25 protein-coding genes and 1 riboswitch are annotated in these 25,243 nt (G+C 43.7%); of the genes, 19 read left to right on the forward strand and 6 right to left on the reverse strand.

Annotated features, from left to right (window positions below):
• Nucleotides 1-81: 81 nt before the first annotated feature.
• From mvk to tig, 9 genes are all read left to right on the forward strand, one after another.
• Nucleotides 82-960, forward strand: coding sequence for a mevalonate kinase (mvk, locus tag HT680_RS00430; protein WP_173257416.1), 879 nt, complete (start codon nt 82-84; stop codon nt 958-960).
• Nucleotides 942-1,895 carry a diphosphomevalonate decarboxylase gene (gene mvaD / locus HT680_RS00435; RefSeq protein WP_173257418.1) on the forward strand — a complete coding sequence of 318 codons (954 nt, stop codon included), beginning with the start codon at nt 942-944 and terminating at the stop codon, nt 1,893-1,895. Before mvk ends, mvaD begins: the two co-directional genes overlap by 19 nt.
• Entirely contained in the window at nt 1,882-2,889 is a 1,008-nt protein-coding gene (locus HT680_RS00440; protein ID WP_173257420.1) for a phosphomevalonate kinase, read from the forward strand. Before mvaD ends, HT680_RS00440 begins: the two co-directional genes overlap by 14 nt.
• Nucleotides 2,873-3,874, forward strand: coding sequence for a type 2 isopentenyl-diphosphate Delta-isomerase (fni, locus tag HT680_RS00445; protein ID WP_173257430.1), 1,002 nt, complete (start codon nt 2,873-2,875; stop codon nt 3,872-3,874). The genes HT680_RS00440 and fni overlap by 17 nt, the downstream gene beginning before the upstream one ends.
• Nucleotides 3,875-4,040: 166 nt before the next feature.
• On the forward strand, nt 4,041-4,739 hold the full coding sequence (gene liaF / locus HT680_RS00450; protein WP_000714487.1) for a cell wall-active antibiotics response protein LiaF: 699 nt from the start codon (nt 4,041-4,043) through the stop codon (nt 4,737-4,739).
• Complete coding sequence (locus HT680_RS00455; protein WP_173257432.1) at nt 4,736-5,734, forward strand: sensor histidine kinase; 999 nt, start codon at nt 4,736-4,738, stop codon at nt 5,732-5,734. Before liaF ends, HT680_RS00455 begins: the two co-directional genes overlap by 4 nt.
• 10 nt (nt 5,735-5,744) lie before the next feature.
• The gene (locus tag HT680_RS00460) at nt 5,745-6,377 is read left to right on the forward strand and encodes a response regulator transcription factor (RefSeq protein WP_173257434.1); all 633 of its coding nucleotides are present in this window, start codon (nt 5,745-5,747) and stop codon (nt 6,375-6,377) included.
• Nucleotides 6,378-7,034, forward strand: coding sequence for a DNA alkylation repair protein (locus HT680_RS00465; protein WP_173257436.1), 657 nt, complete (start codon nt 6,378-6,380; stop codon nt 7,032-7,034).
• Nucleotides 7,035-7,126: 92 nt separating this feature from the next.
• On the forward strand, nt 7,127-8,410 hold the full coding sequence (gene tig / locus HT680_RS00470; protein ID WP_000116501.1) for a trigger factor: 1,284 nt from the start codon (nt 7,127-7,129) through the stop codon (nt 8,408-8,410).
• 47 nt (nt 8,411-8,457) lie between these two features.
• On the opposite strand, the gene HT680_RS00475 is transcribed toward tig, so the two are convergent.
• From HT680_RS00475 to rnhC, 3 genes are all read right to left on the reverse strand, one after another.
• A complete protein-coding gene (locus tag HT680_RS00475; RefSeq protein WP_173257439.1) occupies nt 8,458-10,827 on the reverse strand; it encodes an ATP-dependent RecD-like DNA helicase in 2,370 nt (789 codons plus the stop codon).
• Between the two features lie 148 nt (nt 10,828-10,975).
• Nucleotides 10,976-11,590 carry a signal peptidase I gene (gene lepB / locus HT680_RS00480; RefSeq protein ID WP_125424831.1) on the reverse strand — a complete coding sequence of 205 codons (615 nt, stop codon included), beginning with the start codon at nt 11,588-11,590 and terminating at the stop codon, nt 10,976-10,978.
• Between the two features lie 3 nt (nt 11,591-11,593).
• A complete protein-coding gene (rnhC, locus tag HT680_RS00485) occupies nt 11,594-12,475 on the reverse strand; it encodes a ribonuclease HIII (RefSeq protein WP_173257440.1) in 882 nt (293 codons plus the stop codon).
• 86 nt (nt 12,476-12,561) lie between these two features.
• Between rnhC and zapA the strand changes: the two genes are divergently transcribed.
• The 6 genes from zapA (at nt 12,562) to HT680_RS00515 (ending at nt 19,204) form a co-directional block, all read left to right on the forward strand.
• Entirely contained in the window at nt 12,562-12,864 is a 303-nt protein-coding gene (gene zapA, locus HT680_RS00490) for a cell division protein ZapA (RefSeq protein ID WP_000002027.1), read from the forward strand.
• Nucleotides 12,861-13,409 carry a CvpA family protein gene (locus HT680_RS00495; RefSeq protein WP_173257442.1) on the forward strand — a complete coding sequence of 183 codons (549 nt, stop codon included), beginning with the start codon at nt 12,861-12,863 and terminating at the stop codon, nt 13,407-13,409. The genes zapA and HT680_RS00495 overlap by 4 nt, the downstream gene beginning before the upstream one ends.
• A gap of 100 nt (nt 13,410-13,509) precedes the next feature.
• Nucleotides 13,510-15,846 (forward strand): endonuclease MutS2, encoded by a 2,337-nt coding sequence (locus HT680_RS00500; RefSeq protein ID WP_173257444.1) that lies wholly within the window; start codon nt 13,510-13,512, stop codon nt 15,844-15,846.
• Between the two features lie 168 nt (nt 15,847-16,014).
• Nucleotides 16,015-16,103: riboswitch (glycine riboswitch) on the forward strand.
• Between the two features lie 89 nt (nt 16,104-16,192).
• A complete protein-coding gene (locus HT680_RS00505) occupies nt 16,193-17,515 on the forward strand; it encodes a sodium:alanine symporter family protein (RefSeq protein ID WP_173257446.1) in 1,323 nt (440 codons plus the stop codon).
• A 130-nt stretch (nt 17,516-17,645) separates the two neighbouring features.
• Entirely contained in the window at nt 17,646-18,194 is a 549-nt protein-coding gene (locus HT680_RS00510; RefSeq protein ID WP_173257448.1) for a carboxymuconolactone decarboxylase family protein, read from the forward strand.
• 110 nt (nt 18,195-18,304) lie between these two features.
• Nucleotides 18,305-19,204 (forward strand): TDT family transporter, encoded by a 900-nt coding sequence (locus HT680_RS00515; RefSeq protein ID WP_173257451.1) that lies wholly within the window; start codon nt 18,305-18,307, stop codon nt 19,202-19,204.
• A 25-nt stretch (nt 19,205-19,229) separates the two neighbouring features.
• Here HT680_RS00515 and serS read toward each other — a convergent pair whose 3' ends face one another.
• From serS to HT680_RS00530, 3 genes are all read right to left on the reverse strand, one after another.
• Nucleotides 19,230-20,504 (reverse strand): serine--tRNA ligase, encoded by a 1,275-nt coding sequence (serS, locus tag HT680_RS00520; protein WP_173257453.1) that lies wholly within the window; start codon nt 20,502-20,504, stop codon nt 19,230-19,232.
• 213 nt (nt 20,505-20,717) lie between these two features.
• On the reverse strand, nt 20,718-21,089 hold the full coding sequence (locus tag HT680_RS00525; protein WP_000079370.1) for a DUF956 family protein: 372 nt from the start codon (nt 21,087-21,089) through the stop codon (nt 20,718-20,720).
• A gap of 2 nt (nt 21,090-21,091) precedes the next feature.
• Nucleotides 21,092-22,456 carry an aspartate kinase gene (locus HT680_RS00530; protein WP_173257455.1) on the reverse strand — a complete coding sequence of 455 codons (1,365 nt, stop codon included), beginning with the start codon at nt 22,454-22,456 and terminating at the stop codon, nt 21,092-21,094.
• 202 nt (nt 22,457-22,658) lie between these two features.
• Between HT680_RS00530 and HT680_RS00535 the strand changes: the two genes are divergently transcribed.
• The 4 genes from HT680_RS00535 (at nt 22,659) to HT680_RS00550 (ending at nt 25,225) form a co-directional block, all read left to right on the forward strand.
• Nucleotides 22,659-23,444, forward strand: a complete 786-nt coding sequence (locus tag HT680_RS00535) for an enoyl-CoA hydratase (protein WP_001015593.1) — start codon at nt 22,659-22,661, stop codon at nt 23,442-23,444.
• A 90-nt stretch (nt 23,445-23,534) separates the two neighbouring features.
• A complete protein-coding gene (locus tag HT680_RS00540) occupies nt 23,535-23,969 on the forward strand; it encodes a MarR family transcriptional regulator (RefSeq protein WP_000386342.1) in 435 nt (144 codons plus the stop codon).
• Complete coding sequence (locus tag HT680_RS00545; RefSeq protein WP_173257457.1) at nt 23,969-24,943, forward strand: beta-ketoacyl-ACP synthase III; 975 nt, start codon at nt 23,969-23,971, stop codon at nt 24,941-24,943. Before HT680_RS00540 ends, HT680_RS00545 begins: the two co-directional genes overlap by 1 nt.
• A 57-nt stretch (nt 24,944-25,000) precedes the next feature.
• A complete protein-coding gene (locus HT680_RS00550) occupies nt 25,001-25,225 on the forward strand; it encodes an acyl carrier protein (RefSeq protein WP_000257840.1) in 225 nt (74 codons plus the stop codon).
• Nucleotides 25,226-25,243 lie beyond the last annotated feature (18 nt).

The following is a 25,243-nucleotide window of genomic DNA, read 5'->3' on the forward strand; positions in this document are numbered from 1 at the left end:
GTGAAAATATAATAAAATAGATAGGAGAAAATACTACTGTATGAAAAGTAAGACGGTCTTTTCGTCTGGTTGAAGGAAAACATGACAAAAAAAGTTGGTGTCGGTCAGGCACATAGTAAGATTATTTTAATAGGGGAGCACGCAGTTGTCTACGGCTATCCTGCCATTTCCCTACCTCTCGTAGAGGTGGAAGTGACTTGCAAGGTGGTCCCTGCTGAAAGCCCGTGGCGTCTTTATGAGGAGGATACCTTGTCCATGGCGGTGTATGCTTCACTGGAGTATTTGGATATCAAAGAAGCCTGCATTCGATGTGTGATTGACTCGGCTATCCCTGAAAAACGGGGGATGGGTTCGTCAGCGGCTATCAGCATAGCAGCCATTCGAGCTGTTTTTGACTACTATCAAGCCGACCTGCCTCATGATGTACTAGAAATCTTGGTCAATCGGGCTGAGATGATTGCCCATATGAATCCAAGCGGGTTGGATGCCAAGACCTGTCTCAGTGACCAACCTATTCGCTTTATCAAGAACGTTGGATTTACAGAGCTAGAGATGGATCTATCCGCCCATTTGGTGATTGCAGATACAGGCGTTTATGGTCATACACGCGAAGCCATCCAAGTGGTTCAAAGTAAGGGCAAGGATGCTCTCCCTTTTTTGCATGCTTTGGGAGAATTGACCCAGCAGGCAGAAGAGGTGATCAGACAAAAAGATGCTGAAGGATTGGGGCAAATCCTCAGTCAAGCGCATTTACATCTAAAAGAAATTGGTGTCAGTAGCTCTGAAGCAGATTCCCTTGTTGAAACGGCTCTTAACCATGGTGCTCTGGGTGCCAAGATGAGTGGTGGTGGACTAGGAGGCTGTATTATCGCCTTGGTAGCCAATCTGGACCAAGCACAAGAACTAGCAAAACGATTAGAAGAGAAAGGAGCTGTTCAGACATGGATCGAGAGCCTGTAACAGTACGTTCCTACGCAAATATTGCCATTATCAAATACTGGGGAAAGAAAAAAGAAAAAGAGATGGTTCCTGCTACTAGCAGCATTTCTTTGACTTTGGAAAATATGTACACAGAGACGACCTTATCGCCTCTACCGACGGATGCGACTGCTGATGCCTTTTATATCAATGGTCAACTTCAGAGTGAGGCCGAGCATGCCAAGATGAGCAAAATCATTGACCGCTACCGTCCAGAAGGTGAGGGATTTGTCCGTATCGATACTCAAAACAATATGCCGACGGCAGCTGGCTTGTCCTCAAGTTCCAGTGGTTTGTCCGCCTTGGTCAAGGCTTGCAATGCTTATTTCCAGCTTGGCTTGAATCGGAGCCAGTTGGCGCAGGAGGCTAAGTTTGCCTCAGGTTCTTCCTCCCGCAGTTTTTATGGACCACTGGGTGCCTGGGATAAGGATAGTGGGGAAATTTACCCTGTAGAGACAGACTTGAAACTAGCTATGATCATGTTGGTGCTAGAGGACAAGAAAAAACCAATTTCTAGCCGTGATGGAATGAAACTTTGTGTGGAAACCTCGACGACTTTTGACGACTGGGTGCGCCAGTCTGAGAAAGACTATCAAGATATGCTGGTTTATCTCAAAGAGAATGACTTTGCCAAGGTTGGGGAATTAACGGAGAGAAATGCGCTTGCTATGCACGCTACGACCAAGACTGCTAGTCCAGCCTTTTCTTATCTAACGGATGCGACTTATGAAGCGATGGACTTTGTCCGCCAACTTCGTGAGCAAGGAGAGGCCTGCTACTTTACTATGGATGCTGGTCCCAATGTCAAGGTCCTCTGTCAAGAAGAAGACTTGGAGCATTTGTCAGAAATCTTCGGTCAACGTTATCGCTTGATTGTGTCAAAAACAAAGGATTTGAACCAAGATGATAGCTGTTAAAACTTGCGGGAAACTCTATTTGGCAGGGGAGTATGCTATTCTAGAACCAGGACAGTTAGCCTTGATAAAGGCTATCCCCATCTATATGAAGGCTGAGATTGCCTTTTCTGATAACTACCGTATCTACTCAGATATGTTTGATTTTGCAGTGGACTTGACGCCAAATCCTGCCTACAGTTTGATTCAAGAAACGATTGCTCTAGTGGAAGTTTTCCTGACTTATCGAGGTCAGGAGCTAAGACCTTTTTCCGTGGAAATCCGTGGCAAAATGGAACGGGAAGGCAAAAAGTTTGGTCTGGGTTCGAGTGGTAGCGTCGTTGTCTTGGTGATCAAGGCCCTGCTGGCTCTATATGATATTACGGTTGATCAGGAACTCTTGTTCAAGCTGGCTAGCGCGGTCTTACTCAAGCGAGGAGACAATGGATCTATGGGAGACCTTGCCTGTATCGTGGCAGAGGATTTGGTTCTCTATCAGTCTTTTGATCGCCAGAAGATAGCTGCTTGGTTGGAAGAAGAAAGCTTGGCGACAGTTTTGGAGCGTGACTGGGGCTTTTCCATCTCACATGTAAAACCTGCTCTAGAATGTGATTTCCTAGTGGGATGGACCAAGCAAGTAGCTGTATCGAGCCAAATGGTCCAGCAAATCAAACAGAACATAGACCAGAATTTTTTAACTTCCTCAAAAGCAACAGTGGCTACTTTGGTAGAAGCCTTGGAGCAGGGGAATGCAGAAAAAATTATCGAGCAGGTGGAAACAGCCAGTCAGCTTTTAGAAGGCTTGAGCGCAGATATTTACACACCTTCGCTGAGACAATTGAAAGAAGCCAGTCAAGATTTGCAGGCTGTTGCCAAGAGTAGTGGAGCTGGTGGTGGTGACTGTGGCATTGCCTTGAGTTTTGATGAGCAATCAACTGAAACCTTAAAAAATCGCTGGGCCGATCTGGGGATTGAGCTCTTATACCAAGAAAGGATAGGACATGACGACAAATCGTAAGGACGAGCACATCCGCTATGCCCTTGAGCAGAAAAGTTCCTATAATAGCTTTGATGAGGTGGAGTTGATTCATTCTTCCCTGCCTCTTTACGATCTGGATGAGATTGATCTTTCGACAGAATTTGCTGGTCGAAAATGGGACTTTCCTTTTTATATCAATGCCATGACAGGTGGGAGCGATAAGGGGAGAGAAATCAATCAAAAGTTGGCTCAGGTGGCAGAAGCCTGTGGGATTTTGTTTGTGACGGGATCTTATAGCGCAGCCCTAAAAAATCCTACAGATAATTCTTTTTTTGTCAAATCTAGCCATCCAAATCTCCTCCTTGGAACCAATATTGGCTTGGACAAGCCTGTTGAACTTGGTTTGCAGACTGTGACGGAGATGAATCCGCTACTTTTACAAGTGCATGTCAATGTTATGCAGGAATTGCTCATGCCTGAGGGAGAAAGGAAGTTCAGAAGCTGGTATTCGCATCTGGCAGACTATAGCAAGCAAATCCCTGTTCCTATTGTCCTAAAGGAAGTGGGTTTTGGGATGGATGTGAAGACCATCGAGAGAGTCTATGAACTGGGCGTTCGAACGGTTGACCTGTCGGGTCGTGGAGGTACCAGCTTTGCTTACATTGAAAACCGTCGCAGTGGCCAGCGTGACTACCTCAATCAATGGGGCCAGTCTACTATGCAAGCCCTCCTCAATGCCCAAGGCTGGAAAGACAGGGTCGAACTCTTGGTCAGTGGAGGTGTTCGGAACCCGCTAGATATGATTAAGTGCTTGGTCTTTGGTGCCAAGGCTGTAGGACTGTCACGTACCGTTCTTGAGTTGGTTGAAACATACTCAGTCGAGGAAGTGATTAGCATCATCCAAGGATGGAAAGACGATCTGCGTTTGATCATGTGTGCCCTTAATTGTGCAACCATAGCGGATCTGCAAAACGTAGACTATATTCTTTATGGCAAACTCAAAGAAGCAAAAGATCAGATGTAGAGAGGTCGGGACAAGAATCCCGCCCTTTTTGTATCTCTTTGTCAACCATAGTGGGCTGAAAGAGCCTAGCTTCTACGAGCGATTTCTGTCCTATTGTCTTTTTCCATCCTCAGACCGAGGGTGACTTTTTTGAATTGTGATAAAATAGAAGGGAGAGGATGCGTCTATGAAAAAATTTCAAATCTTTTTATTTATTGAAGCCTGTTTATTGACGGGAGCTCTGATTTTGATGGTATCAGAGCATTTTTCGCGTTTTCTGCTGATTCTATTCCTCTTTTTGCTCTTGCTCCGCTATTATACAGGTAAAGAAGGCAACAATGTTTTCCTCCTTGTGGCAACCATTCTTTTCTTTTTTATCGTCATGCTCAATCCCTTTGTGATTTTAGCTATCTTTGTAGCGGTCATATACAGCCTCTTTCTTCTCTATCCAATGATGAATCAAGAAAGAGAGGAGACCGACTTGGTCTTTGAAGAGGTGGTGACGGTTAAAAACGAACGCAATCCTTGGTTTGGCAATCTCCATCATTTCTCTAGCCATCAGACCTGCCAATTTGACGATATCAATCTCTTTCGCCTCATGGGCAAGGACACTATTCATTTAGAAAGAGTCATTCTAACCAATCATGACAATGTCATTATCCTTAGAAAGATGATCGGAACGACTAGAATTATCGTGCCCGTAGATGTGGAAATCAGTCTCAGTGTCAACTGTCTCTATGGAGATCTAACCTTCCTCCATCAACCCAAGCGAGCACTTCGTAATGAACACTATCATCAGGAAACCAGAGACTATCTCAAGAGTAACAAGAGCGTCAAGATTTTCCTAACTACTATGGTTGGCGATGTGGAGGTGGTCAGAGGATGAAAAAGCAATCTTATCTGTTAATCGGCCTGACTTCTTTCCTCTTTATCCTCTTTTTGACTAATAGTTTACTTGATATTTTTGAACTAGACTGGTCCTATTTGCTACAGGATATCGAGAAAACAGAGAAACTCATCTTCTTGATCTTGGTCTTTAGCCTCTCCATGACCTTCTTTTTTGTCCTTTTTTGGCGCGTGATAGAAGAAATCTCTCGCAGAAAAATGCAGGTTAATCTCAAGCGACTGCTAGCAGGGAAAGAGGTAATTTCCTTTGCAGATCCAGATTTAGATACTAGTTTCAAGACTTTATCTGGCAAGCTCAATCTTTTGACAGAAGCTGTTCAAAAAGCTGAAAATCAAAGCTTGGTCAAGGAAGAAGCAATCATCGAGAAAGAACGGAAGCGGCTAGCACGTGACTTACACGATACGGTTAGCCAGGAGTTGTTTGCGGCCCATATGATTTTATCAGGTGTCAGCCAGCAGGCTTTGAAGCTTGATAGAGAAAAGATGCAGACCCAGTTGCAAAGTGTCGCAGCTATCCTTGAAACAGCCCAGAAAGATTTGCGGGTTTTGCTTCTTCATTTGCGACCAGTTGAGTTGGAAGAGAAGAGTTTGGTTGAGGGGATTCAAATCCTCTTAAAAGAACTAGAGGACAAGAGTGATCTCAAGGTTAGTCTCAAGCAAAACGTGTCTAAATTGCCTAAGAAGATTGAAGAACATATCTTCCGTATTTTGCAGGAGTTGATCAGCAATACCCTACGCCATGCTCAGGCATCTTGTTTGGATGTTTATCTCTATCAAACAGATGTTGAATTGCAGCTGAAGGTGGTGGACAACGGAATTGGTTTCCAGTTAGGGAGCTTAGACGACTTGAGTTATGGACTGCGAAATATCAAGGAGCGGGTTGAAGATATGGCAGGAACAGTTCAACTCTTGACAGCTCCCAAGCAAGGACTGGCGGTTGATATCCGTATTCCCCTGCTAGAAAAAGAATCATAAAGGAGTAAAGATGAAAATTTTACTGGTAGATGACCATGAAATGGTCCGATTGGGCTTGAAAAGCTATTTTGAACTCCAAGACGATGTAGAAGTTGTGGGCGAGGCTACCAATGGGGCTCAAGGTATTGAGTTGGCCTTGGAACTGCGTCCAGATGTCATTGTCATGGATATTGTCATGCCTGAGATGAATGGGATTGACGCGACCTTGGCCATCCTCAAAGAATGGCCTGAAGCCAAGATTTTGATTGTGACCTCTTACTTGGACAATGAAAAAATCATGCCGGTCTTGAATGCAGGTGCCAAAGGTTATATGCTCAAGACTTCTAGTGCAGACGAACTGCTTCATGCCGTTCGTAAGGTTGCTGCTGGCGAGCTGGCCATTGAGCAAGAAGTTAGTAAGAAGGTCGAATACCACCGCAATCATATCGAACTTCATGAGGATCTGACTGCGCGTGAGCGAGACGTGCTCCAACTGATCGCCAAGGGCTATGAAAATCAACGCATTGCAGATGAACTCTTTATCTCTCTCAAGACGGTCAAGACCCATGTGTCCAATATCCTTGCCAAACTTGAGGTCAGCGATCGCACTCAGGCGGCGGTCTACGCCTTTCAGCATCACTTGGTCGGGCAGGAGGACTTTTAGATGAGTCTTGCAGATTTACTTGAGGAGCTAGAAGCAGCAAAAGACCCTGAGAAAGCAGGCTCCATGGAAGCCTATATGCGTCATCAATTTCCCTTTCTAGGCATTGCAGGTCCTGAAAGAAACGCCCTCTATAAAAAGCATTTTCCAGAAGCGAAAAAAACAAAGATCATCGATTGGGATTTTGTAGACACTTGCTGGGAAAAGGAACCTAGAGAATACCAATATGTGGCGGCCAACTATTTGAAAGCCATGCAGTCTTATCTAACGAAGGACTATTTGCCTAAGCTTGAGCGTCTGGTCGTGACCAAGTCTTGGTGGGACACAGTAGATATCCTAGACAGAGTAGTAGGAAGTTTGGTAGCCGACTATCCGGAACTTGAAGAAGTGCTTTTAAAATGGAGCCTATCAGACAATATCTGGCTGAGACGCGTCGCTATTGATCACCAGTTGTTAAGAAAAGAGAAAACGGATGTTCGACTGATGGAAAAGATCCTACTAAACAATCTGGACCAGACAGAATTTTTTATCAACAAAGCCATCGGCTGGGCTCTAAGAGACTACTCCAAAACGAATTCAGCTTGGGTAGCAAGCTTCATCGAAAAAAATAAGGAAAGAATGGCTGAGCTCAGTATCAAGGAAGCGAGCAAGTATCTCTAGCACTATTGAAAAGCGCATTCATTACTTGAAAAAAGTCACCCATTTATGTTATAATAGACTGTATTTAAAAAATTTTAAGGAGAAATGACAGAATGTCTGTATCATTTGAAAACAAAGAAACAAACCGTGGAGTCTTGACTTTCACAATCTCTCAAGACCAAATCAAACCAGAATTGGACCGTGTCTTCAACTCAGTAAAGAAAACTCTTAACGTTCCAGGTTTCCGTAAAGGTCACCTTCCACGTCCTATATTTGATAAAAAATTTGGTGAAGAAACACTTTACCAAGATGTTTTGAACGCTCTTTTGCCAAACGCTTATGAAGCAGCTGTAAAAGAAGCTGGTCTTGAAGTCGTTGCACAACCAAAAATCGATGTGACTTCAATGGAAAAAGGTCAAGACTGGGTTATCACAGCTGAAGTCGTGACAAAACCTGAAGTAAAATTGGGCGACTACAAAAACCTTGAAGTATCAGTAGATGTAGAAAAAGAAGTAACAGACGCTGACGTTGAAGAGCGTATCGAACGTGAACGCAACAACTTGGCTGAATTGGTTATCAAAGAAGGCGCTGCTGAAAATGGCGACACTGTTGTCATCGACTTCGTTGGTTCTATCGACGGTGTTGAATTTGACGGTGGAAAAGGTGAAAACTTCTCGCTTGGACTTGGATCAGGTCAATTCATTCCTGGTTTTGAAGACCAATTGGTTGGACACTCAGCTGGCGAAACTGTTGACGTTGTCGTAACATTCCCAGAAGATTACCAAGCAGAAGACCTTGCAGGTAAAGAAGCTAAATTCGTAACAACTATCCACGAAGTAAAAGCAAAAGAAGTTCCAGCTCTTGATGATGAACTTGCAAAAGACATCGACGAAGAAGTGGAAACACTTGACGAATTGAAAGAAAAATACCGCAAAGAATTGACTGCTGCGAAAGAAGAAGCATACAAAGATGCCCTTGAAGGCGCAGCAATCGATAAAGCTGTAGAAAACGCTGAGATCGTAGAACTTCCAGAAGAAATGATCCACGAAGAAGTTCACCGCTCAGTAAATGAATTCCTTGGAAACTTACAACGTCAAGGTATCAACCCTGATATGTACTTCCAAATCACTGGAACTACTCAAGAAGACCTTCACAAACAATACGAAGCAGAAGCTGAGTCACGTACGAAGACCAACCTTGTTATCGAAGCAGTTGCGAAGGCTGAAGGATTTGACGCTACTGAAGAAGAAATCCAAAAAGAAATCGAACAATTGGCTGCGACTTACAACATGGAAGTGGCACAAGTACAAAACTTGCTTTCAGCTGATATGTTGAAACACGATATCGCAATCAAAAAAGCTGTTGAATTGATCACAAGTACAGCAACAGTAAAATAATCTTAAAAGAGAAAAAGCCCACCTAACTAGGTGGGTTTTCTGATGCACTATTTTCCAAAAATCTCTTTGAGGTCTGCATCTGTAATCCCAATCATAGCGGGGATGCTAGACCAGTTTTTCTCGGTGAGGATGTAGGATTGTTCAGAGTCACTTGATGTGGCAGTTTCAGAGAAGGCTTGTTTACTTTCTTCAATATTATTTTCAATTAAATCACTGAAGCGCTCAATCAGATAGGTCTTACGGGCAGTCCCAATATGTTTGACTGCATAGTCAAAGGCCTGTAATTCGCCAAGAAGGATGAGCTTGCTCTTGGCCCGTGTAATGGCTGTATAGATGAGATTGCGTTCCAGCATGCGCTTGCTAGCACTGGTGATGGGCAGGATGACAACAGGAAACTCACTTCCCTGAGACTTATGAATACTCATGGCATAGGCTAGTCGAATTTTGTACCATTCGTTACGTGGGTAGATGACCTCATTGCCATCAAAATCAATGACAATCTCGTCTTGTTTGGACTCGGTGTATTTTCCAGGAATTAGGTCTGTGATGTAGCCTAGGTCTCCGTTAAAGACATTGACTTCGGCATCGTTGACTAGGTGAATAACCTTGTCCCCTGTTCGATAGTGACACTGAGTTGCTTCAAAGTTCACTTGCCCCTTTTGCTGAGGATTGAGCAGGTCTTGCATGAGCTGGTTGATGGCGTCAATACCAGCAGTTCCTCGATACATAGGCGCCAGTACCTGAATATCACGAGCAGCAATGCCACTTCTGAGGGCAGCACCAAGAATTTTCTCAATGGTAGCTGGGATATGGCCACTAGCGATTTCAAAGTAGGAGCGGTCTGCTTTTTTCTGAGTAAAGTCAGCTGGCAAGATGCCTTGTCGAATCTGACTTGCCAAGGTAACGATAGTTGATTCTTCACTCTGACGGTAAATCCGTTCCAAGCGAGTCTGCGGAATCAGTGGTATCTGGAGCAGGTCAGCCAGGACTTGTCCGGGACTAACAGAAGGTAACTGGTCGCTATCACCTACGATGAGAATTTTACTGTTAGAAGAGATGTTGGAAAAAAGTTGGTTGGCTAGCCAAGTGTCCACCATGGAGAATTCATCCACGATAATAAAGTCGGCATCCAGATAATCTTCCAGATGACTGGTATCATCGTCACCCGTCATTCCCAAATGACGATGTATGGTCGCGCTAGGCAAACCTGTCAATTCATTCATGCGCCGAGCTGCTCGACCAGTTGGAGCTGCTAGAAGGATCGGCAGGTTGCTTTTTTTCCTGAGGTCAAGTCCTTCTAAGAGGGCATAAACAGCGATAATCCCATTGATAACAGTCGTCTTACCCGTACCAGGTCCACCTGTTAGGATAAAGACCTTGTTCTGGATAGCATCGCAGATAGCCTGTTTTTGGATGCTATCGTATTGGATACCCAGTTCCTCCTCGACAGTAGCGATATGCTTTTGAATGGTTTCTAAATCCTGGCTTTTCTGCTTTCCTTTTTCAAGGATACGAACCAAGTGACTGCGAATGCCTTCCTCAGCGAAAAAGAGGCTGTTATCAAAGATTTTGGTATCAATCTGCTGAACCTTGTCTTCTTCGATGAGGTAGGAGAGTTCTTGAGCAACTTGGCTGGGATCCAGTTCTACGGGTCGGGAAGACTCGAGGAGGGTCAGGGTCTGTTCCAGCAAATCTCGGGCTTCCATGTAGGTATCGCCCGTATCCATACAGCCTTGAAAGAGACTGTGGACAAGGCCAGCACGAAAGCGCTCGGGAGCCTGACTTTCGATACCAAGTTCCTCCGCTAATTGGTCTGCAATGGTAAAACCCAAGCCCTTGATATCCTCAACTAGTTGGTAGGGATAGTTTTCGACAATATCCAGCGTTTCTTCCTTGTAAAAGTCTTGAATCTGAAAGGCTAGTTTATTGGGAATGCCGTAGTTGGCCAGTTTTGCCAAGACCATCTCTGTCCCATAGTTGAGACGAAGGGTAGAAACAAAAGCCTCACGGTTTTTGGCAGAGAGTCCTACAATGCTTTCTAGCTTTTCAGGATGTTCCAGAATTTCGTCTATGGTATTTTCACCATAGATATCAACGATTTTTTGGGCCGTTTTGAGACCAATTCCCTTGAAATGGCTGCTAGAAAAGTATTTGACAAGCCCTTTTCGAGTCGGTTTTGCTCGCTCATAGCGGCTGATTTGCAGTTGTTCTCCGTACTTGGAGTGTTGAACGATTTGTCCCCAAAAAGTGTAGTCTTCGCCCTCAATCACGTCAGCCATGGTTCCCGTAACGATGATTTCAAAATCGTCAAAGTCCTCAGCGTTGGTATCTTCGATATCTAGGAGGAGGATGCGATAAAAATTACTGGGATTTTCAAAAATAATACGTTCAATGGTGCCTGAAAAATAAACTTCCATAGGTTTCCTTTTTGATAGAAAAAGAGCTGGGATAGAGCTCTTAGTTAGGTTTTTCTTGGATTTGGGACTTGGTACAAGATATTGCCAAGTTGCAATCTAATCCTAAAAGCTAACTCAAAAAGACTATCACAGCATCTAGTTGCTGGTTTTAAAAGATTCCGATACGGTTGAGTGGCCAGAAACGGAATTTGGCTTCTCCTTTGATTTGACTGGCCTTAAAGGTTCCGACATGGCGACTGTCACTGGAAACCAAACGGTCATCTCCAAGGAGGAGGTACTCACCTTCAGGTACGGTAAAGCTGAAACTGGTGTTGAAATTTACATCGACAGTAAAGGCTTGAGCTTTCTGGGCTAGACTTCTAAAATAGACCCCCTTATCCCCTTCAAAGCCTTTCCCCGAATAGGTGCTTTGTAGTTTATCATTTTTAAACTGTTGGAGGTAGTCTGCTAGGTAAGGTTCGTCGGTTTCTTGATTGTTGATAAAGAGCTTGTCGTTTTCATAGCGAATGGTATCACCAGGCATGCCGATGACGCGTTTAACGATGTCTTTATTTCCATCATCTTCATGGGCAACTACAATGTCAAAGCGGTTAATAGGGAGGTGCTTGACGACAAATAGAATCTCTCCATCAGCTAGGGTCGGATCCATAGAGTGTCCTTCCACGCGGACATTGGTCCATAGAAAGAGACGACTGAGACCAACGAGTATAATGATAAGGAACGTAAGTCCCCACTCTTTTAGAAATGTTTTAAAATAATTCATAACTTACCTTTCTAGCAGTGCTTTGGCTTTTTCAGTATTTTTAAAATGAAGCTTGGCACAGAAGTTGAGCCCTTTCATGCCATAGGCTTGAAGGATTTTGCTAGCAACCTTATCAGAAGCAGTTCCTGCGCCACTTGGCAGTTGATAGCCTAGTTCTCGTCCAAGATTTTCCAAGTTTTCGAGGAAGAGATCCCGCGCGATGATAGAGCTAACCGCAACAGCCAGGTATTTTCCCTCGGCTTTTTCTTCTAAGCTAATTTTGTTTGGAAAACGGTTGGCTTCTTGCGCCAAGTACTTGTCATAGTTTTTAGCGCTTGTAAAAGCATCAATCACGATTTTTTCTGGCTGGACTCCTTTTTGAAGCAGGAGAAAGATGGCCTGATTGTGAAGGGCAACCTTTACAGAAACAGCATTGTAACGCTCCCCGATAACTTCGTTGTACTTGCTCGGTGAAAGGAGGAGCGCTTGATGCTGGATTTTTTCCTTAAGGATAGGGGCAATCTGACGAATCTTTTGATCTGTTAGGGTCTTTGAATCCCCCACACCCAGTTTTCGTAAGAAGTCATGCTGGTCAGGTGTCACGAAGGAAGCCACGACAGCAAGCCCACCAAAGTAGGAACCATTTCCCACCTCATCAGTCCCAATCATAGGAAAATCTTGTCCACTGTTTTCCTCTACAACTTGATAGCCAAAGAAACTGGCGTATTGCTCAGCAGCTTCGCCCTGCAGGAGGACTTTTCCAGAAGTATAGATGGAAACTGTTACCTGATGCAGTCGCAAAAAATAGCGAATATAAGGATTTTTACTAGGACTGAGAGCCTTCTGATACTGGCTTAAAAAGCTCTGAATTTCCTGTTCACTTGGTGTGAGTGTGATACTTGCCATAGTCTCTATTGTACCACAAAAGCAGGAGAATTGGTAAAAACTGACAAAATTAGCGAAATTTGGTATAATATCGTGAGGTGAATTTTATGGCAAATCTAAATCGATATAAGTTTACATTCGGGAAAAAGACATTAACCTTGACAACCGAGCATGACAACCTCTTTATGGAGGAAATTGCCAAGGTTGCGACTGAAAAATACCAAGCAATTAAGGAACAAATGCCTGGAGCGGATGATGAAACCATTGCCCTCCTTTTAGCGATTAACAGCCTATCGACGCAGCTCAGTCGCGAGATTGAGTTTGACGATAAGGAGCAGGAGCTTAAAGACCTTCGAAATAAGTTAGTGGCTGTCAAGCAAGAGCAGAGCAAAATTGAGGATTCCCTATGATTTCGATCCTTCTCTTACTGGTTCTAGCTTGGGGTTTTTACATCGGCTACCGTAGAGGTTTGGTGCTACAAGTTTATTATTTCCTCGTGGCAGTGATTTCAGCCTTTGTTGCTGGGCAGTTTTATAAATCGCTGGGAGATCAATTTCACTTGCTTGTCCCTTATGCCAATCCTCAGGAAGGGCAGGGTACCTTTTTCTTTCCTTCAGACCAGCTTTTTCAACTAGATAAAGTCTTTTATGCGGGTCTGGCCTACCTTCTAGTTTTTGGGATTTGTTACAGTATTGGACGTTTTATCGGTTTGTTCCTACACTTGATTCTGACTAAGAAGCTAGGGGGCACTTGGTTTCGTATCGGAGCAGGTGTCTTGTCTCTATTGGTAACCTTATTTGTCTTGCAAATGGCTTTGACCATTCTTGCAACGGTGCCTATGGCAGCCGTTCAAAATTCACTTGAAAAGAGCGTGGTAGCTAAACACATCATCCAAAGTATCCCTTTTACGACAAACTTTATCAAACAACTCTGGGTGACAAATTTAATCGGATAAAAAGGGCGGGATTTTTCCTAGCCCTTTGTTTACAGATTGGAGGACTAGGTCAAAACCTCTAGTTGCTACGATTTTGTAAACAAATACACAAGGAAAAAATATGAATACAAAAATACTAGAAACTTTAGAATTTAATAAAATCAAAGCCTTGTTTGAACCTCATCTTCTGACAGAACAAGGACTAGAGGAGTTAAAAGGTTTGGCTCCAACTGCCAAGGCGGATAAGATCAAACAAGCCTTTACAGAGATGGAGGAAATGCAGGCGCTTTTTGTGGAGCAACCTCACTTTACCATCCTAGCGACACGTGAGATATCAGCGATTTGTAAGCGTTTGGAGATGGGAGCAGACCTCAATATTGAGGAGTTCCTACTCCTTAAACGGGTCTTACTGGCTAGCAGAGAGTTGCAAAGTTTTTATGCCAATCTTGAAAACATACGCTTGGAGCAGTTGGCGAGATGGTTTGAAAAACTACATGATTTTCCACACTTGCAAGGGAGTCTTCAATCCCTAAATGATGCAGGGTTTATCGAAAATTTCGCCAGTGAAGAGCTAGCACGCATCCGTCGGAAAATCCATGATAGCGAGAGTCAAGTTCGAGATGTCTTGCAAGACTTACTCAAGCAAAAAGCTCAGATGTTGACCGAAGGAATCATTGCTAGCAGAAATGGCCGTCAGGTTTTGCCTGTCAAGAACACCTATCGTAATAAGATTGCAGGTGTTGTCCATGACATCTCTGCTAGTGGGAATACGGTCTATATCGAGCCACGTGAGGTGGTCAAGCTGAGCGAAGAAATCGCTAGTCTGCGAGCAGACGAACGCTATGAGATGATTCGTATCCTGCAGGAACTATCGGAACGGGTCCGTCCTCATGCTGCTGAGATTGCTAATGACGCTTGGATTATCGGCCATTTAGACTTGATTCGTGCCAAGGTGCGTTTCATCCAAGAAAGACAAGCAGTTGTTCCTCAACTTTCAGAGAATCAAGAGATTCAACTCCTTCATGTTCGCCATCCTTTGGTCAAAAATGCTGTTGCAAACGATGTACACTTTGGTAAGGAATTAACAGCCATTGTCATTACAGGTCCCAATACAGGTGGGAAGACCATCATGCTCAAAACCTTGGGTTTGAGCCAACTCATGGCCCAGTCAGGCTTGCCCATTTTAGCTGATAAGGGAAGCCGTGTCGGTATTTTCGAAGAAATCTTCGCAGATATCGGGGATGAGCAGTCTATCGAGCAAAGCTTGTCTACCTTCTCCAGCCACATGACCAATATCGTAGATATTCTTGGCAAGGTCAACCAACACTCGCTCTTATTGCTAGATGAGCTTGGGGCAGGTACCGATCCGCAGGAAGGAGCAGCCCTTGCTATGGCCATTCTGGAGGATCTTCGTCTGCGTCAGGTCAAGACTATGGCGACGACCCACTATCCAGAGCTCAAGGCCTATGGTATTGAGACAGCCTTTGTGCAAAATGCCAGCATGGAGTTTGATACAGCCAGTCTGCGTCCGACCTATCGCTTTATGCAGGGAGTTCCTGGTCGAAGCAATGCCTTTGAAATTGCCAAACGTCTGGGCTTGTCAGATGTCATCGTAGGAGATGCCAGTCAGCAGGTCAACCAAGATAATGATGTCAACCGTATCATTGAACAATTGGAAGAGCAGACGCTAGAGAGTCGCAAACGCTTGGACAATATCCGTGAGGTCGAGCAAGAAAATCTCAAGATGAACCGGGCACTCAAAAAACTCTACAACGAACTCAACCGTGAAAAGGAAACTGAGCTCAATAAGGCGCGTGAACAGGCTGCCGAGATTGTGGAACTCGCTCTAAGTGAGAGTGACCAGATTCTCAAGAACCTTCACAGTAAGTCTCAACTCAAACCCCATGAAATCATTGAAGCCAAGGCAGAGCTGAAAAAACTGGCTCCTGAAAAAGTCGACTTATCTAAAAACAAGGTCCTTCAGAAGGCCAAGAAAAAACGAGCTCCAAAGGTTGGAGATGATATCGTGGTTCTCAGTTATGGGCAACGTGGAACCTTGACCAATCAGCTTAAGGACGGGCGTTGGGAAGCCCAAGTCGGTTTGATCAAGATGACCTTGGAAGAGAAAGAATTTGACCTTGTTCAGGCTCAGCAAGAAGCCCCAGTCAAGAAAAAACAAGTCAATGTCGTCAAACGTGCTTCTGGTCGTGGTCCGCAAGCGAGGCTGGATCTCCGAGGCAAACGGTACGAAGAAGCCATGAATGAGCTGGACGCCTTTATTGATCAAGCCTTGCTCAATAACATGGCACAAGTAGACATCATTCATGGTATCGGAACAGGAGTCATACGCGAGGGTGTTACCAAATACCTACAAAGAAACAAGCATGTTAAGAGTTTCGGCTATGCTCCACAGAATGCTGGAGGCAGTGGCGCAACCATTGTGACCTTTAAAGGATAGAGAGAAGAAGGAGTCAATCTTTCTGAAAAAAAGAAATGAAAACTAAAAATTTTCATAGAAAACATTGACAAAGGCTAACTTTTCTTGTAGAATAATAAAAAATAAAATACCAACACCGAATGAAGTTTAATAGAAATGGAGAAAGGTTTGTTTTCCATGACTGTAAATGGACGGAACTCTGGAGAGACCGTAAAGGCACCGAAGGGGCAAGGCAGGCAACTGCTCAAACTCTCAGGTAAAAGGACAGAGCTAGGATAGACCGCTTTTAGGCATTTATCTAAGCATTCCAGAGTACATGTATCTTACATGTGCTCTTTCTTTTGGGGTTGAAAGATAGGAGAAGGATATGTTAGAATTGCTTAAAGCGCTTGATGCTTTCGTTTGGGGGCCTCCCCTCTTGATCTTATTGGTCGGAACGGGTATCTATTTGACCATCCGACTAGGCCTTTTGCAGGTGGCTCGTCTCCCCAAGGCCTTTCAGTTGATCTTTACCAAGGACAAGGGGCACGGTGATGTGTCGAGCTTTGCTGCCTTATGTACAGCCCTTGCAGCTACTGTTGGGACGGGAAATATCATCGGGGTCGCGACAGCCATTAAGGTTGGGGGACCAGGGGCCCTCTTTTGGATGTGGATGGCTGCCTTTTTTGGGATGGCGACTAAGTATGCCGAAGGCTTGCTGGCCATCAAATACCGTAGCAAGGATGCAAACGGCGCTGTAGCTGGAGGGCCCATGCACTACATCCTTTTGGGAATGGGGGAAAAGTGGCGTCCACTTGCTATCTTCTTTGCCCTAGCGGGTGTATTGGTAGCTCTTCTAGGGATTGGTACCTTTACCCAAGTCAATTCGATTACAGAATCCATTCAAAATACAGCCCAAGTTGAACCAGCTATCACAGCTCTGATTTTATCCATTTTTGTAGGGATTGCTGTCTTTGGTGGACTCAAATCCATATCTAAGGTTTCGACAGCAGTTGTTCCTTTTATGGCTATTGTCTATATTTTGGGAACTCTTACAGTTATTCTCTTTAATATCGAGAAAATCCCAGCCACACTTACCCTCATCTTTACTTCAGCCTTTAGTCCAGCTGCTGCGGTAGGTGGTTTTGCAGGTGCCAGCATTCGGATGGCTATCCAAAATGGTGTGGCGCGAGGAGTCTTCTCTAACGAATCTGGTCTTGGTTCAGCTCCCATTGCAGCGGCTGCAGCTAAGACAAATGAACCAGTAGAGCAAGGCTTGATTTCCATGACAGGAACCTTTATTGATACTTTGATTATCTGTACTCTGACAGGTCTGACGATCTTGGTAACTGGTGTTTGGAGCGGAGATTTAAATGGTGTTGCGCTTACCCAGTCAGCATTTTCAACAGTTTTTTCACACTTTGGACCTACTCTTTTGACCATCTTCCTTGTGCTCTTTGCCTTTACGACGATTCTCGGATGGAACTACTACGGAGAGCGCTGTTTTGAGTTTCTCTTCGGTGTTCGCTTTATCTGGCTCTACCGTGTGGTCTTTGTACTCATGGTCTTGTTGGGAGGATTTATCGAGTTGGATATGGTTTGGATTATCGCAGACATCGTCAATGCCCTGATGGCTTTGCCAAACTTGATTGCCCTCTTAGTCTTGTCGCCAGTCGTCATTGCTGAGACTAAAAAGTATTTTAAACACTAACCCAATCACACTTTTGGTGTGATTTTTTCATTTCATAAACATTTCCTATCAAGGCGATTGAAAATATATATTATCCAAGTGGAAAATTCTATGATAGACTAAATGACAATAAAATGAAAAGAGGTTTCTTATGGCAACATTTACAATCCACACAGTAGAATCAGCACCAGCAGAAATAAAAGAAGTTCTTGAAACAGTACAAAAAGACAACAACGGCTATATTCCCAACCTAATCGGTCTCTTGGCCAATGCCCCAACCGCGCTTGAAGCCTACCGAACTGTCGGAGCCATCAACCGTCGCAATAGCCTGACACCCGTTGAGCGTGAGGTGGTGCAAATCACAGCTGCCGTAACTAATGGTTGTGCTTTCTGCGTCGCAGGTCATACAGCCTTTTCAATCAAACAAATCCAGATGAATGATGATCTTCTCCAAGCCCTCCGCAACCGTACTCCAATCGAGACAGATCCAAAACTAGATACTCTAGCTAAGTTTACCTTGGCGGTCATCAATACCAAAGGGCGTGTGGGAGGTGAAGCCTTGGCTGAATTCTTAGAAGTCGGCTATACACAACAAAATGCCTTGGACGTGGTTCTCGGTGTCAGCCTAGCCAGCCTTTGCAACTATGCTAACAACCTAGCCAATACGCCAATCAACCCAGAGTTGCAACCCTATGCCTAGTTCGAATCATAAATAAAAAATGAAGGCTGATCTACCCAGTCTTCATTTTTCTATGCTATTTTAAAGGCTTTTATGCTATACTGATAATAATATGATTAACGGAGGTTGCCATGAAAAAACTCCCCTTGGTATTTTCTGGTTGTTTGCTAGGTTTGGCAGGTGCAGGAAACTTGATTGCGGATACTTGGCCTGTTCTTTCGCACCTATTTAGTTTGACTGGATTGGTCTTATGGATTTTCTTTCTGATTCTTCATCTTTTTAATTGGGAAGAAACCAAGAAAGAATTGACCAAGCCCCCTCTTTTATCTGGAATGGCTACCTTTCCCATGGCTGGGATGATTTTATCGACTTATGTCTTTCGTTTGTTCCCTCATCTTCTTTTGATATCACAAGGGCTCTGGTGGTTTTCCTTTCTCTTGGACCTCGCTTTAATCACTTACTTTACCATCAAATTTGCCTGTCCGGGTCGGAGGGTCAAAGCGACTCCAAGCTGGACGGTGCTCTATGTGGGGATAGCAGTAGCTGCCCTGACCTATCCTCTGGTAGGCATCGTTGAAATTGCCTATGCAACCTTGAGTTTCGGTTTTGTCTTGACCTTCTATCTTTATCCCCTTATTTATAGGGATTTAAAGAAAACTCCACTCCCAGTAGCCTTGCTTGGACAAGAAGGAATCTACTGCGCTCCCTTTTCCCTACTCTTGGCTTCCCTAGTTCGGGTTGGAGGGGCAAGCTTGCCGACTTGGCTCTTGATCGTCATGATTTTGGCGTCTCAATCTTTCTTTTTCTTCGTTTTAACTCGCCTGCCCAATATTTTAAAACAAGGCTTTCAACCAGCCTTCTCAGCCCTGACTTTTCCAACCATTATCACAGCTACCTCGCTTAAGATGGCTCAGGGAATTTTGAAACTGCCTTTCTTAGACTATCTTGTGTTTGCGGAAACCCTCCTTTGCTTAACTATTTTATTCTTTGTATTGGGTGCTTATCTGATTTGGTTACGAAAAAAGGTCTAGCTATCTTCTAGCTAGGCCTTATTTTTTATGGTTTGATAACTTCAGCTCCACCCATGTATGGACGAAGTGCTTCTGGAATAGTTACAGAACCATCAGCGTTTTGGTAGTTTTCAAGAATAGCAGCCACCGTACGTCCAACTGCAAGTCCAGAACCGTTCAAAGTGTGAAGTAATTTCACCTTGCCGTCTGCTTCGTCACGGTAACGGATTTGGGCACGACGAGCTTGGAAATCTTCTGTATTTGAACAGCTTGAGATTTCACGGTAAGTATTTTGTGCTGGGATCCAAACTTCCAAATCGTAAGTCTTGGCAGCTGAGAAGCCCATGTCCCCAGTAGAGAGCGCAACGACACGGTACGGAAGGTTGAGTTTTTGAAGGATATTTTCAGCGTTGGCTGTCATTTTTTCTAATTCTTCGTAAGATTCTTCTGGTTTGGCAAATTTGACCATTTCAACCTTGTGGAATTGGTGCAGACGAATCAAACCACGTGTATCACGACCAGCAGAACCAGCTTCAGAACGGAATGATGGACTCATAGCTGTGAAGTAAATTGGTAGGTCTTTTCCATCAAGGATTTCATCACGGTAGTAGTTTGTAAGAGGCACTTCAGCAGTAGGAATGAGTACATAGTTGGTGTCACTCAATTCAAAGGTATCTTCCTTGAATTTTGGATATTGACCAGTACCAAACATAGAATCATGGTTAACCATGTAAGGCGTGATGACTTCTGTGTAGCCTTCCTTGCCATGCTCATCCAACATAAAGTTGTAGATGGCACGTTCCAAACGAGCTCCAAGTCCTTTATAGAAGAGGAAGCGAGCGCCCGTTACTTTACCACCGCGTTCCCAGTCAAGGATACCAAGGTCTTCCCCAAGATCCCAGTGAGCTTTTGGCTCAAAGTCAAACTCGCGTGGAGTACCCCAACGACGGACTTCAACGTTGTCATCCTCATCAGCTCCAACAGGAACGCTGTCAGCTGGGATGTTTGGAAGAGTAGTGGTAAATTCTGTCAATTTAGCATCGATTTCTGCCAATTCAGCATCGAGAGATTTTACTTCAGCAGAGAGAGCTTGCATAGCAGCAATCTTGTCATCAGCATTTTCCTTATTGCGCTTGGCTTGAGCAATCTCTGCAGAAACTGTGTTGCGTTCAGCCTTGAGGTTTTCGACCTTGACCAAGATATCACGACGTTTAGCGTCGATTTCTTTCATTTCGTTAAGGATAGCAGCATCTACACCACGTGTAGCCAATTTTTCAGCGACAGCATCAAAGTCTGTACGAATACGTTTGATATCTAACATAAGAACTCCTTTATGAAAAAAGCACACCTAACAAAGCGTTGGAGTGGCAGGGCCACGGTTCCATCCAACTTCACAGGTGTGCACTTGATTCTGTATTTAATTGTTGATAACGGTAGAATTTCACTTATCTCCCCTATCTGCTCGCAGCACCCGCAGACTTTCTGAAAGAAGAGGATAACCTACTTATCCGTTGCTATGATTATACTAAAGTTTCTACTTTTTTGCAAATAGATTTTTAAATTTTTGTCCAATGGTCTGGAGCAGAGTCGGAAGTTTCACGACCTTGTCGTTTCCTAATTTTTCCCGAGCGATTTTGAGGATAGCCCCAGAGTCTTTTGAGGCAAAGAGGAATTTACCTTGATCGGTGAAGACTTCAAAGTGGCGGCTAATCTTGCGACCACTTACGTTAGCTCCGATCTGCTGAATGCTGGACCAGGGGATTTGGATATATTGTTCAACATTGACATCGGGATAAAACTCTAAGGCTTGATCCCCGACTAGAAATTTCCCAACCTTTCCAGAGATAGAGAGGTAAGAAGTTCCAGTAGTTTGCAGGTCAATGACTTTATTGAGTGATTGGGCCATGATTAGTCTTCCTTACTTTCACCGAAAAAGGCATGATAGAGCGCCTTAATAGCGGCCTTTTCTTGGTCTTTATTGACAACAAACATGATGGAAACTTCACTTGACCCTTGGGACATCATCTGGATGTTGATTTTATTTTCAGATAAGGCACGTGTCGCTGTAGCTGTTACACCGATGTGACTCTTCATTTTTTCTCCGACAATCATAATGATTGAAAGGTCATGTTCGATTTCGGCATGGTCCACTTCAGCCTTTTGAACGAGTTGACGCAGAATTTCTTCTTCCTTGATAGGAGTCAATTCGCGAGAACGGAGAATGATTGAAAGATCATCGATACCTGTTGGCATGTGTTCCCATCCGATGTTAAGATCTTCGAGGATTTGCAGAACCTTGCGTCCAAATCCAACTTCACGGTTCATGAGGTATTTCGACATGTTGATGCTGACAAAGCCAGAATCACCAGCGATTCCAACGACTGGGAATTTATCACTGCTATGCTTTAGAACGATACGAGTACCCGGATGGTCAGGGTTATTGGTATTCTTGATAACGAGAGGGATTTTCCCCCGGTAGGCAGGGAGCAGAGCTTCATCGTGAAGGACTGAGAAACCTGCATAAGCCAATTCCCGCATTTCACGGTAGGTCAATTCAGGGATAGAATGAGGCTGGTGAATGATACCTGGATGGGCAGCAAAGATACCATCGACATCTGTAAAGTTTTCATAAAGGTCGGCTTTGACACCTGCAGCTATGATAGAACCTGTGATATCGGATCCACCACGTGAGAAGGTACAGATTTGATTTTCTTTCGTAACTCCAAAGAAACCAGGGATGACAAGGACTTCGTTGCTATCAGCCAAGCCTTCAATCTTGTCATAACTAGATGGAATGATACGTGCGTTTCCTGGTTCACTTGTGACAACGATTCCAGCCTCTCTTGGATGAACATAGCGTGCATCGATGCCGTTTTGGTTAAAGTAAGCTGCGATAAGTTTGGCATTGTTGTTTTCTCCAGCCGCTAGGAAGGTGTCATAGAGAAAGTCATTTTCTTCAATAGGAAGAGTCGCTAAGGCACGGATGCTTTTAGAAATTTTTTCTAGAACTGATGGTTTTAAGCCTAGTTCGCTCACCATAGCCGCATAGCGATCGATGATCCAGTTTTGGCTCTTGCTGATATCATTTCCCGCTACATAGTCACGATAGTATTTGATCAAAGCGTCGGTAACCTTGGTATCATCAGCATTGCGTTTTCCGGGTGCAGAAACGACTACAAAACGGCGTTCTTTATCACTTTTAACGATGTTTAAAACTTTTTCTAACTGACTAGCAGAGGCAAGAGAGCTTCCGCCAAATTTTACAACCTTCATAGGGACTCCTCAAGTAAGTATTTTATACGATTATAGCAGAAAGAGGGGCTTTTTTCAATGAAGAAAATAGTATAGTCTTTAGGATAAAGTGAGCGTTTTGATCAGCCGAGACACTTTCGATTGGTTTTCTCTTGCCTCTTTATCTAAAAAAAGGTATACTTTGATAATGAAATAATTTTATCACCTTATAAAAGGAGAAGCTATGAATCATATCTTATATCAGATCGTAGATGATCTTGCTATCATCACTTTGAATCGTCCCGAAGTGGCAAACGGTTTCCATATCCCAATGTGTGAGGAAATTTTAGAAGCTTTGACTCTAGCAGAGCAGGATCAAACTGTTCAGTTTATCTTGATTAACGCTAATGGGAAGGTCTTTTCAGTTGGGGGAGATCTGGTTGAGATGAAGCGTGCAGTGGATGAAGATGATATCCCTTCTTTGAATAAGATTGCAGAATTGGTCAATACAATTTCTTTTAAAATCAAGCAAATTCCTAAACCTGTTTTGATGGAGGTAGATGGAGCAGTTGCTGGTGCTGCAGCAAATATGGCAGTAGCAGTCGATTTTTGTTTGGCGACTGATAAGGCAAAATTCATCCAAGCCTTTGTTGGAGTTGGATTGGCGCCGGACGCTGGTGGAATTCATCTCTTGAGTCGTAGTATCGGGGTAACACGAGCTGCGCAACTTGCCATGACAGGAGAAGCTTTGACTGCGGAAAAAGCACTGGAATGGGGCGTGGTATACCGTGTCTGCGAAGCTGATAAATTAGAAAAAACTAGAGAACAAGTTCTGAAGAAATTAAGACGAGGCTCAGCAAACTCATACGCAGCCATTAAAAAGTTGGTTTGGGAAAGCCAATTTAAGGATTGGCAGAATTATGCTGAATTGGAATTGAAACTGCAAGAATCTTTGTCTTTGACTGAAGATTTTAAAGAAGGAGTCCGAGCTCATTCTGAAAGAAGACGACCAAAATTTTCAGGAAAATAAAAAAATACTTGCACAATTCTTTGAAGTTTGATATACTTTTTGTGTCAAATGTTTTGAATGCAAAAGTTTTTTTGAGAAGGAGGGAATACTTTGGACTACCAACAAGTGAATGAGTATTTAACATCTATTTTTAATAATGTCCTTGTGATTGAGGAGGTTAGCTTACGAGGTAGTCGTTTCAAAGACATCTCCATCAAAGAAATGCACACGATTGATGTGATTGGCAAGTTCCCAGAGGCAACACCAAGTAAGGTTTCAAAAGAACTGATGGTAACTCTTGGAACTGTTACGACCAGCTTGAATAATCTCGAAAGAAAAGGTTATGTTGAGCGCATTCGTTCTGATCAGGATCGTCGTGTGGTCTATCTGCATTTGACAAAGAAAGGTCGTTTGGTTCACCGCCTTCATAAACGTTTCCACAAGGCCATGGTCGAGAAAATTATCGATGGTATGAGTTCTGAAGAAATAGAAGTGATGGGCAGGGGCTTGACTAACCTTTATCAATTTTTGGAGGATTTGAAATAATGGCTTTTGCAAAAATAAGCCAGGTTGCTCATTATGTTCCAGAGCAAGTGGTCACTAATCAGGACTTGGCTCAAATCATGGATACAAGCGATGAGTGGATTTCAAGTCGGACAGGAATTAAACAGAGACATATTTCAAAAACGGAGTCAACGAGTGATTTGGCGACAGAAGTTGCCAAAGACTTGCTGGCTAAGGCGAGCATAAAAGCGGATCAGATTGATTTTATCATTGTAGCGACGATTACTCCTGATTCGATGATGCCTTCTACGGCAGCTCGGGTTCAGGCAAATATCGGAGCGCATAGAGCTTTCGCCTTTGATCTGACGGCAGCTTGCAGTGGCTTTGTATTTGCTCTCTCAACTGCTGAGAAGTTTCTGACAGCTGGACAGTTCCAAAAAGGGATTGTTATCGGAGCTGAGACCTTGTCTAAGGCGGTTGATTGGTCAGATCGTTCGACAGCTGTTCTCTTTGGAGATGGTGCAGGTGGGGTTCTCTTGGAAACGAGCGAAACACGGCACTTCCTTGTGGAAAGTCTCTATACGGATGGCTCTCGGAGCGAGTGTTTGACCTATGGCCAAACGGCTTTGGCTTCTCCTTTCTCAGATCAAGAGGCAGTTCCTGCTTTTTTGAAGATGGATGGACGAGCAGTTTTTGATTTTGCAAATCGTGATGTTGCTAGATCGATCAAAGAAACCATTGAAAATGGTCCAATCGCAGCATCGGAATTGGATTATCTCTTGCTTCATCAGGCAAATATCCGCATTTTGGATAAGATGGCTAAGAAAATCGGTGTAGACCGAGACAAGCTTCCTGCCAATATGATGGAGTATGGAAATACCAGTGCAGCAAGTATCCCGATTTTGCTCTCAGAGTGTGTGGAGAATGGCATGATCCGTTTAGATGGTAGCCAGACGATTCTCCTATCAGGCTTCGGCGGAGGTTTGACATGGGGCACACTCATTCTTACAATCTAGGTAATCATGTGGTAAACACATAGTTATAAATTTTTTATATTTTAAAGGAGTCCTATCATGGCAGTATTTGAAAAAGTACAAGAAATTATCGTTGAAGAACTTGGAAAAGACGCATCAGAAGTAACACTTGAATCTACTTTTGATGATTTGGATGCAGATTCATTGGACTTGTTCCAAGTAATCTCTGAAATTGAAGATGCTTTCGATATCCAAATCGAAGCAGAAGATAACTTGAAAACAGTTGGTGACTTGGTTGCCTACGTTGAAGAGCAAACAAAATAATTAACATATTACTAGAAG

Source organism: Streptococcus sp. 5905, assembly GCF_013276505.1.
In the GTDB taxonomy this organism is placed as follows: domain Bacteria; phylum Bacillota; class Bacilli; order Lactobacillales; family Streptococcaceae; genus Streptococcus.

What these genes read in the sequence shown, in the direction of transcription:
- HT680_RS00510 (WP_173257448.1), top strand. Translation starts at nt 17,646, where the DNA reads ATGGCAACATTTACAATCCACACAGTAGAATCAGCACCAGCAGAAATA.
- HT680_RS00545 (WP_173257457.1), top strand. Translation starts at nt 23,969, where the DNA reads ATGGCTTTTGCAAAAATAAGCCAGGTTGCTCATTATGTTCCAGAGCAA.
- HT680_RS00465 (WP_173257436.1), top strand. Translation starts at nt 6,378, where the DNA reads ATGAGTCTTGCAGATTTACTTGAGGAGCTAGAAGCAGCAAAAGACCCT.
- tig (WP_000116501.1), top strand. Translation starts at nt 7,127, where the DNA reads ATGTCTGTATCATTTGAAAACAAAGAAACAAACCGTGGAGTCTTGACT.
- HT680_RS00535 (WP_001015593.1), top strand. Translation starts at nt 22,659, where the DNA reads ATGAATCATATCTTATATCAGATCGTAGATGATCTTGCTATCATCACT.
- zapA (WP_000002027.1), top strand. Translation starts at nt 12,562, where the DNA reads ATGGCAAATCTAAATCGATATAAGTTTACATTCGGGAAAAAGACATTA.
- fni (WP_173257430.1), top strand. Translation starts at nt 2,873, where the DNA reads ATGACGACAAATCGTAAGGACGAGCACATCCGCTATGCCCTTGAGCAG.
- HT680_RS00500 (WP_173257444.1), top strand. Translation starts at nt 13,510, where the DNA reads ATGAATACAAAAATACTAGAAACTTTAGAATTTAATAAAATCAAAGCC.
- mvk (WP_173257416.1), top strand. Translation starts at nt 82, where the DNA reads ATGACAAAAAAAGTTGGTGTCGGTCAGGCACATAGTAAGATTATTTTA.
- HT680_RS00525 (WP_000079370.1), bottom strand. Translation starts at nt 21,089, where the DNA reads ATGGCCCAATCACTCAATAAAGTCATTGACCTGCAAACTACTGGAACT.
- liaF (WP_000714487.1), top strand. Translation starts at nt 4,041, where the DNA reads ATGAAAAAATTTCAAATCTTTTTATTTATTGAAGCCTGTTTATTGACG.
- serS (WP_173257453.1), bottom strand. Translation starts at nt 20,504, where the DNA reads ATGTTAGATATCAAACGTATTCGTACAGACTTTGATGCTGTCGCTGAA.
- HT680_RS00505 (WP_173257446.1), top strand. Translation starts at nt 16,193, where the DNA reads ATGTTAGAATTGCTTAAAGCGCTTGATGCTTTCGTTTGGGGGCCTCCC.
- HT680_RS00550 (WP_000257840.1), top strand. Translation starts at nt 25,001, where the DNA reads ATGGCAGTATTTGAAAAAGTACAAGAAATTATCGTTGAAGAACTTGGA.
- rnhC (WP_173257440.1), bottom strand. Translation starts at nt 12,475, where the DNA reads ATGGCAAGTATCACACTCACACCAAGTGAACAGGAAATTCAGAGCTTT.
- HT680_RS00530 (WP_173257455.1), bottom strand. Translation starts at nt 22,456, where the DNA reads ATGAAGGTTGTAAAATTTGGCGGAAGCTCTCTTGCCTCTGCTAGTCAG.
- HT680_RS00440 (WP_173257420.1), top strand. Translation starts at nt 1,882, where the DNA reads ATGATAGCTGTTAAAACTTGCGGGAAACTCTATTTGGCAGGGGAGTAT.
- lepB (WP_125424831.1), bottom strand. Translation starts at nt 11,590, where the DNA reads ATGAATTATTTTAAAACATTTCTAAAAGAGTGGGGACTTACGTTCCTT.
- HT680_RS00460 (WP_173257434.1), top strand. Translation starts at nt 5,745, where the DNA reads ATGAAAATTTTACTGGTAGATGACCATGAAATGGTCCGATTGGGCTTG.
- HT680_RS00495 (WP_173257442.1), top strand. Translation starts at nt 12,861, where the DNA reads ATGATTTCGATCCTTCTCTTACTGGTTCTAGCTTGGGGTTTTTACATC.
- HT680_RS00475 (WP_173257439.1), bottom strand. Translation starts at nt 10,827, where the DNA reads ATGGAAGTTTATTTTTCAGGCACCATTGAACGTATTATTTTTGAAAAT.
- HT680_RS00455 (WP_173257432.1), top strand. Translation starts at nt 4,736, where the DNA reads ATGAAAAAGCAATCTTATCTGTTAATCGGCCTGACTTCTTTCCTCTTT.
- HT680_RS00515 (WP_173257451.1), top strand. Translation starts at nt 18,305, where the DNA reads ATGAAAAAACTCCCCTTGGTATTTTCTGGTTGTTTGCTAGGTTTGGCA.
- mvaD (WP_173257418.1), top strand. Translation starts at nt 942, where the DNA reads ATGGATCGAGAGCCTGTAACAGTACGTTCCTACGCAAATATTGCCATT.